The organism is Streptomyces antioxidans, assembly GCF_000968685.2.
Taxonomy (GTDB): Bacteria; Actinomycetota; Actinomycetes; order Streptomycetales; family Streptomycetaceae; genus Streptomyces; species Streptomyces antioxidans.
On record NZ_LAKD02000146.1, the window covers coordinates 1 to 2,996 of the forward strand.

Consider the following 2,996-nt stretch of genomic DNA (forward strand, 5'->3'; position numbering starts at 1 on the left):
CCAACTCACCAGCCAACCCCAACCCCGACCCCGACCCCGACGACCCACCCACAGCAACCCGCCGCCGCACACGACCAGACACCAACTCCCGCAACACCCCCGGAAGCCCCTCACCACCCACCCCACCAGCCGGATCGACGGCTGCGGCGACGCAAAAGGAGCTGCCCTGCGCGCAGGCGGTATCGAGCAGGCCCAGGGCCTTATCGTTGGACATCTCGATGATGCCCGAGCGGGACATCCGGGCCCGGTCCTTCGCGGCGAGCTCTCCGGTCAGCTCGCTGGACTGGGCCCACAGGCCCCAGGCCACCGAAAGCCCCGGGAGACCGTGGGCCTGGCGGTGGGCGGCGAGGGCATCGCAAAAGGCGTTCGCCGCAGCGTAGTTGGCCTGGCCCGGGCTGCCCAGGACACCGGCGGCCGACGAGAACATCACGAACAGGGACAGCGGAAGGTCGGCCGTGGCGGTGTGCAGATGCGCCGCCCCCATCGCCTTGGCCGCCCATACCCGGGCCAGCCGCTCGGGTGTCTGGGAGGTCACCACCGCGTCGTCGAGCACCCCCGTGGCATGGATGACACCGGTCAGCGGGTGGTCGGCGTCGATCCCCGCCACGAGCTCGGCCACCGCCGACGCGTCAGTGACATCCACGGCGGCGACCCGCACATCCGCACCCAACTCCTCAAGACGCGCGGCCAGTTCGCTGGCGCCCGGGGCGTCCGGCCCGCGGCGGCTCACCAGGAGCAGATAGCCGACCTGCCAGGTGCGCACCAGATGTTCGGCCACCAGACCGCCGAGGGTGCCGGTTCCGCCCGTCACCAACACGGTGCCGTCGCGATCGAGCGCCACCGGGGTGCCCCGTACCTCCCGACCGCTGTCGGCGGAGGCACGGATCAGGCGTGGCACCCACGCCCGTCCGCCCCGCACGGCCAGCTGGGGCTCCTCCAGGTGCATCGCCCGCACTACGGCGTCCCGTACGTTGTGTACATTGCCCGCGCTCGTATCGACCGTCGAATCGATGTCGAGGTCGAAGTCGAGGTCAAGCAGCAGAAAGCGCCCCGGGTTCTCCGCCTGCGCGCTCCGCAGAAGGCCCCAGAGCGCGGCGGCGGCCACATCCGTACCGCTCTCGGCACTGGCAACGGTGACCGCGCCACGCGTCACCACGACCAACCGGGCGTCGGCCAGCCGGGGCTCGGCAAGCCACTTCTGCACCAGCTCCAGGGCTCGCTGCGCCATCGCCAGACCGCCAGTCGCCAGGTCAGCCACGGCATCTGCCTCGGCACCGGCACCGGCACCGGCACCGGCCTCAGGGTGCGAGAACTTGGCGAACACCACCGCCGGGACCGGCTCCCCGTCAGCCAGCCGTGCGAGCAACGCCTCCGCATCCGGGCCAGCGCTCTCCTCCGCCAACACCGCCCAGCCGTCGCCGTCGGCCACCGGCCCGCCGGTCCCCGTCGGCTGCGGCAGCGGGATCCAGTCGAGGACGAAGAGACCGTCCACACCGCGCGTTGCCCCGGCCCGCAACTGGTCCACGGCCGCCGGTCGCGTCACCAAGGAGTCGACCGTCAGAACGTGTTCGCCCACGGCATCGGCCACCACCAGCCGCAGCCCGCGTTCGCCCTCGACCCCGTCCCGATGCGGGGACAGCCGTACGCGTACGGTGCTGGCTCCAGCGGCCCACAGCGACACCCCGTTCCAGGCGAACGGCAGCCACACCCGGCCACCGTCCAGTCCCCGGTCGGATCCGGTGTCGAGCAGGAGGGCCGGGTGCAGGGTCGCGTCGAGCAGCGCCGGGTGGATGCCGAACCCGTCCGCGTCCCCGGCAGCCTCGGGCAGCGCCACCTCGGCCAGCAGATCCGCGCCATCCCGCCACACCGCGCGCAGCCCCTGGAAGGACGGCCCATACGCATAGCCCGCCGCCGCGGAGCGCTCGTAGAAACCCTCCAGATCAACCGGTTGCGCACCCGCCGGAGGCCATGTGCCGCCCAGCCCCTCGGCCGTCGGGCCCACGTCTTCCGGTGCCGGGCCCAGCACCCCCTCGGCGTGGCACACCCAGCCCACGCCCACGCCCGCGCCCGAGTCGGCCTCGCCATCGGGGCGGGAGTAGATCCGCACCTCGCGCCGCCCGTCCTCCGCCGCGGTGCCCACCGCCACCTGGATGCGCAATCCGCCGGACTCGGGCAGCGTCAACGGCATGTGCAGCGCCAGCTCCTCGACCCCACCACAGCCGACCTCGTCGGCCGCTCGCAATGCCCACTCCACCAGTGCCGTGCCCGGGGCCAGCGCGGCGTCCGCCACGATGTGCTCACCGAGCCAGCCGTCACCGCCACCGGCCGCGATACGCCCGGTGAGCAGCTGGGCGCTGCCATCGGCCAGCTCCACGGCGGCGCCCAATAACGGATGGTCCGCGGCGACCAGGCCGAGGCCGCGGGGGCCACCGGCCGTGCCCGAGGCGTTCATCCAGTAGCGCTGGTGTTGGAAGGCGTACGTGGGCAGGTCGACGGTACGGGGGGTGGGGTCGGCCGGGAACGCGGGCCGCCAATCCACCTCGACCCCGGCGGTGAACGCCCGGGCGAGAGAATCGAGGAGCTGGGCCTGACCACCATGGTCGCGACGCAGGGTCGGTACGGCGACCGCCTCCACACCCGCCTGCTCGAAGGTCTCCTGCATGCCGACGGTCAGCACGGGATGGGTACTTGACTCGATGAACACCCGATGCCCATCCGCCAACAACGCCTCAACAGCATCGGCGAACCGCACCCGCTCCCGCAGATTCCGCACCCAGTAGTCCGTGTCCAGGTCAGCCGCATCGACCCGGCCACCAGTCACCGTCGAATAGAACGCCACCTCATCCCCGCCACCGACGACCGGGCGAACACCGGCCAGAACCTCGCCCAACTCCTCGCGGATCTCCTCCACTTGAGGGCCGTGCGAGGCGTAATCCACCTCGATCAGCCGCGCCCGCTCCCCCGCCTCCTGACACGCCGCCACCACAGCGGCCACC

At 72.3% G+C, this 2,996-nt stretch carries 1 protein-coding gene; it reads right to left on the reverse strand.

Going from position 1 to position 2,996, the window contains the following annotated elements:
• Window positions 1-2,996 (reverse strand): SDR family NAD(P)-dependent oxidoreductase (locus tag VT50_RS36620; RefSeq protein ID WP_143645336.1); only part of this gene is annotated, 2,996 nt, incomplete at both ends.